Origin of the sequence: Bradyrhizobium genomosp. III (assembly GCF_000261705.1) — a bacterium.
GTDB classification, from domain to species: domain Bacteria; phylum Pseudomonadota; class Alphaproteobacteria; order Rhizobiales; family Xanthobacteraceae; genus Bradyrhizobium; species Bradyrhizobium ottawaense.
In genome coordinates this window covers 1-4860 of the sequence record NZ_AJQF01000301.1, presented here as the reverse complement: position 1 = coordinate 4860, position 4860 = coordinate 1, and the positions used below count along the sequence as shown (strand labels likewise).

At 64.8% G+C, this 4860-nt stretch carries 5 protein-coding genes; 3 read left to right on the top strand and 2 right to left on the bottom strand.

Features of this window, described 5'->3' with window-relative positions:
- Together IC66_RS0124980 and IC66_RS0124975 are read left to right on the top strand one after the other, a co-directional pair.
- Positions 1-1104: ActS/PrrB/RegB family redox-sensitive histidine kinase (locus IC66_RS0124980; protein WP_038949477.1), on the top strand; the 1104-nt coding region annotated here is incomplete at its 5' end.
- Between the two features lie 103 nt (positions 1105-1207).
- Entirely contained in the window at positions 1208-1762 is a 555-nt protein-coding gene (locus IC66_RS0124975; protein ID WP_008141807.1) for an ActR/PrrA/RegA family redox response regulator transcription factor, read from the top strand.
- 119 nt (positions 1763-1881) lie between these two features.
- On the opposite strand, the gene IC66_RS0124970 is transcribed toward IC66_RS0124975, so the two are convergent.
- Positions 1882-2373, bottom strand: a complete 492-nt coding sequence (locus IC66_RS0124970; RefSeq protein WP_038949476.1) for an MmcB family DNA repair protein — start codon at positions 2371-2373, stop codon at positions 1882-1884.
- 300 nt (positions 2374-2673) lie between these two features.
- Between IC66_RS0124970 and IC66_RS0124965 the strand changes: the two genes are divergently transcribed.
- Positions 2674-4374 carry an alpha-amylase family protein gene (locus IC66_RS0124965; protein WP_038949475.1) on the top strand — a complete coding sequence of 567 codons (1701 nt, stop codon included), beginning with the start codon at positions 2674-2676 and terminating at the stop codon, positions 4372-4374.
- 161 nt (positions 4375-4535) lie between these two features.
- Here IC66_RS0124965 and IC66_RS0124960 read toward each other — a convergent pair.
- On the bottom strand, positions 4536-4860 hold a 325-nt coding region (locus tag IC66_RS0124960; RefSeq protein WP_038949474.1), incomplete at its 5' end, for a DUF3459 domain-containing protein.

Sequence of the window (4860 nt, the reverse complement as noted above, 5' to 3'; positions counted from 1 at the left end):
CAGCGGCGGGAGCCGATGCAGGCGGCCGGACTGCTCGCGCTGAACATCGTGGAGCTGGCCGGTCTGCTGTACTTCACCGGCGGACTGCAGAACCCGTTCTCGTTCCTCTTCCTCGCGCCGGTGCTGATCTCGGCCACGGCGCTGCCGGCGCGCTTCACCTTCGGCCTCGGTGTGCTTGCGGTAGCCTGCGCCTCGGTCCTGTTCTTCTTCCATTTGCCGCTGCCCTGGGATTCCGATGATCCCCTGGTGCTGCCGCCGATCTACCTCGTCGGCGTCTGGCTCTCGATCGTGCTCGCGATCGGCGTCACCAGCCTCTACTCGTTCCAGGTGACCGAGGAGGCGCGCAAGCTTGCGGACGCCCTGGCGGCGACCGAGCTGGTGCTGACCCGCGAGCAGCACCTGACCCAGCTCGATGGGCTCGCAGCCGCGGCCGCGCACGAGCTCGGCACGCCGCTCGCGACGATCTTTTTGATCTCGCGCGAGCTGGAAAAGACGGTGAAGGACGCCAGCTTTGCCGCCGACCTGAAGACGCTGCGCGAGCAGACCCAGCGCTGCCGCGACATATTGAGCAAGATCACCCAGCTCTCCTCCACCGGCGCGCCGTTCGACCGCATGAAGCTGTCGGAGCTGATCGAGGAGGTGGTGGCCCCGCACCGCGATTTCGGCGTCGAGATCAAGGTGCGGATCGCGGTCGCCGCCGTGTCCGAGCCGGTCGGCTCGCGCAATCCGGCGATCCTCTACGGCGTCGGCAACATCGTCGAGAACGCGGTCGATTTCGCCCATACCACCGTCGAGGTGAACGCGTGGTGGAACAAGGACACGATCGAGCTTCTGATCTCCGACGACGGCCCCGGCATTCCGCCCGACATCCTGAACCGGATCGGCGAGCCCTATCTGTCGCGGCGACGAACCACGGATGAGGGCAGCGGTGAGCGACGCGGTCTCGGATTGGGCGTGTTCATCGCGCGCACGTTGCTGGAACGCACCGGCGCCAAGGTCTCGTTTACCAACCGGATCTTTCCGGAACACGGCGCGGTGGTGCAGATCACATGGCCGCGACAGCGTTTTGAGGCTATCGAGAGCCTCGAAGAAACAATAGGATAGGCCGCGACCTTGCGTCGCACAACAGGGCCGATCGACTATCGGCGGCCTTGGCACCGCCCGATTGCGAGGCCATATGTAGTCGCGTTGGAGAGAGGACAAAACCTTGAACGCCATCGCCGAACTGAACGAACAGACCGACCGCTCGCTGCTCATCGTGGAGGACGACAAGCCGTTCCTGGAGCGGTTGTCGCGCGCCATGGAAACGCGCGGCTTTGCGGTGACGTCATGCGACACCGTCTCGGATGGTCTTGCGCAGATCGGCAAGGCAGCGCCGGCATTCGCCGTGGTGGACTTGCGGCTCGGCGACGGCAACGGCCTTGACGTGGTCTCGGCGCTGAAGAAGAAGCGCCCGGATGCGCGCGCGATCGTGCTGACCGGCTATGGCAACATCGCCACCGCCGTCACCGCGGTGAAGATGGGCGCGATCGATTATCTCTCGAAGCCGGCGGATGCCGACGACGTCGTCGCGGCGCTGCTGTCGACCAGCGCGGAGAAGTCCGAGCTGCCGACCAACCCGATGTCGGCCGACCGCGTGCGCTGGGAGCACATCCAGCGCATCTACGAGATGTGCAACCGCAACGTCTCGGAAACGGCGCGCAGGCTCAACATGCACCGCAGGACGTTGCAGCGCATTTTGGCCAAGCGCGCGCCGAGGTAGCGGTCTCGTAGGGTGGGCAAAGGCGCGCAAGCGCCGTGCCCACGCTCTGTTAGAGTTGGATAGAGATCGTGGGCACGCTTCGCTTTGCCCACCCTACGGCACCGATGTTTGCGGCGCCGCTACTCCCAAAATTCCGCATGCCCTTGCGGGTCGACCAGCCGGTTGATGCGCAACGCCGCCGCCATTCCAAACCGCACCGTCATCTGCTTGCGCGTGGCCGCAGCGAGCTTGTGCTCGGGCGCTTCGCAATGCAGGTGCGCGCCATAGGCGTCGGCGATGATCAGGCCGGTGCCTTCCGGAAAGATCTCGCACGGCAGGTCCTGAGTGAAGGCGAAGAACAGCCGGTCGCAATGGGCGCGGTACTCGTGCCATTTCTGGTCGGCGCGCAGATCCTCCACCGACGATTTGATCTCGACGATCCAGATCTCGCCGCGCTCGTTCAGCGCCACGAGATCGGCGCGCCGGCCCGAGGGCAGCGGCAATTCGCTGATGCAGGTAAAGCCGAGCGAACGCAGCAGCCGCGCGGTGCCCCGCGCGACCGCGAGCGCCGTCTCCGACTGGCGGCGATCAGGCGGCGGCACGAGGGCGATGTTGCGGGCGGGATTGTCCATGGGGGGAGGATAGCCGATTCCGTAGAACTGCACACTGCTCGATGGAGCCTAAGCGCAGCCTCGATCTCCGCCGTCGTCCCCGCGAAAGCGGGGACCCATAACCACAGGGAGTTGTTGTAGGGCGCTCAGGTAACTCCGAGTCATCGCAAGACTGCTCCCTGTGGTTATGGGTCCCGGATCGGCGCTCCGCTTCGCTGCGCTTGTCCGGGACGACACCGAGGATGAAACACGGAACCTCCCCTCCCCCACGCACTTATCACGCAGCCGCCGCACCTCGGCGGAACCACCGAGGCTGCGCGGATGATCGACGATCTCTGGTACAAGAACGGCGTGATCTACTGCCTTTCCGTCGGCTCCTATATGGACGCCAACGGTGACGGCGTCGGCGACTTCAAGGGCCTGCTCCGCCGGCTCGACTATCTGCATGGCCTCGGCATCACCACGATCTGGCTGATGCCGTTCCAGACCTCGCCCGGCCGCGACGACGGCTACGACATCGCCGACTATTACAGCGTGGATGCGCGTTACGGCACGCTCGGCGATTTCGTCGAGTTCGCTCATGGCTGCAAGCAGCGCGGCATCCGCATCATCATCGACCTCGTCGTCAACCACACCTCGGATCAGCATCACTGGTTCAAGGAGGCGCGGCGCGACAAGAACTCGCCCTACCGCGACTGGTATGTGTGGTCCGACAAGAAGCCGGCCGGTGCCGACAAGGGCATGGTGTTTCCCGGCGTGCAGAAAACGACCTGGACGCGCGACAAGGAAGCGGGCGCGTATTACTTCCACCGCTTCTACGATTTCCAGCCCGACCTCAACACCTCGAACCCGCATGTGCAGGCCGAGATCCTGAAGATCATGGGGTTCTGGATCCAGCTCGGCGTCTCCGGCTTCCGCATGGACGCCGTGCCCTTCGTGATCGCGACCAAGGGTGCGAAGGTGAAGAAGCCGGTCGAGCAGTACGACATGCTGCGCGCATTCCGCGAATTCCTGCAATGGCGGCAGGGCGACGCCATCATCCTCGCCGAAGCCAATGTGCTGCCGAAGACGGACATGGAATATTTCGGCCGCGACGCCGACCGCATGCACATGATGTTCAACTTCCACGTCAACCAGCACCTGTTCTATGCGCTGGCATCCGCAGATTCGCGGCCGCTGGCGAAGGCGTTGAAGGCGACCAAGCCGCGGCCGGCGACCGCGCAATGGGGCCTGTTCCTGCGCAATCACGACGAGCTCGACCTGGGGCGGCTGACCAAGGCGCAGCGCGACTCCGTGTTCAGGAATTTCGGTCCCGACAAGGACATGCAGCTCTACGACCGCGGCATCAGGCGGCGCCTCGCGCCGATGCTGGGCGGCGATCGCCGGCGGCTCGAACTCGCCTACAGCCTGATGTGCACGCTGCCCGGAACGCCCGTGATCCGCTATGGCGACGAGATCGCGATGGGCGACGATCTCTCACTGCCGGAACGCAATTGCGCGCGCACGCCGATGCAATGGTCGACCGAGCCGCATGGCGGCTTCACCAAGAGCAACAAGCCGGCCTGCCCTGTGATCGACAAGGGGCCTTACGGCTATCCCCACGTCAACGTCGCCAAGCAGCGGCGCGATCCCAACTCCATGCTGAACTGGACCGAGCGCATCGTCCGTATGCGCAAGGAGGTGCCTGAAATCGGCTGGGGCGACTTCACGATCATTCCGGTGCGCGATCCCGCCGTGTTCATCATGCGCTACGACTGGCGCAACAATTCGGTGCTGTTCGTGCATAATCTCGACGAGAAGCCGCGCGAGATCGCGTTCTCGGCCGGGCTGCCGGACGAAGCCGGCGCGCACCTGATCAATCTGCTCGCGGAGGACCACAGCCACGCCGACAAGCGCGGCCAGCACCGGATCGTGCTGGAGCCGTATGGCTATCGCTGGTACCGCGTCGGCGGGCTGGATTATCTGCTGAAGCGGAGCGATATCGACGGGGATACGGTGAGAGGGAAGAAGCATCCGGGGTAAGAGCATCTACGCAGCCGTACCCTCCGCTGTCGTCCCCGCGAAAGCGGGGACCCATAATCACAGGGAGAAGTTTGGGGCGCGCTGATCACTCCGAGTCTTCGCCAAACCACTCCCTGTGGCTATGGGTCCCGGATCTGCGCTGCGCTTGTCCGGGACGACGGCTAGGGCGGCGCGACAATCACGCCCTCATTGCCGCGCAGATCCAGCACGCCTTCGATCCGCTCGTCCTCGCGATCCAGGAACGTCGACAGCAGTATGCTGCTGCCGAAACGGATCGCGCTGGTGGTCACCGCGACCGGATCGGGGCCGAGATTGAGCGCCACGATCACCGCCTGCCCCTCGGCCTCGCGGCGATAGATCAGGAGATCGCCTTGCGCCGCGATCGGATGATAATCGCCGGCGACCAGCGGCCGACTGCTCTTCCGCAGGGTGATCAGGCGTCTGTAGAGGCTGAGGATCGAGCGCGCATCGGCTTCGAGATTGACG

Excerpts from the sequence above, each read along its gene's own strand:
- IC66_RS0124970 (WP_038949476.1), bottom strand. The coding sequence starts at position 2,373 with ATGGACAATCCCGCCCGCAACATCGCCCTCGTGCCGCCGCCTGATCGC.
- IC66_RS0124965 (WP_038949475.1), top strand. The coding sequence starts at position 2,674 with ATGATCGACGATCTCTGGTACAAGAACGGCGTGATCTACTGCCTTTCC.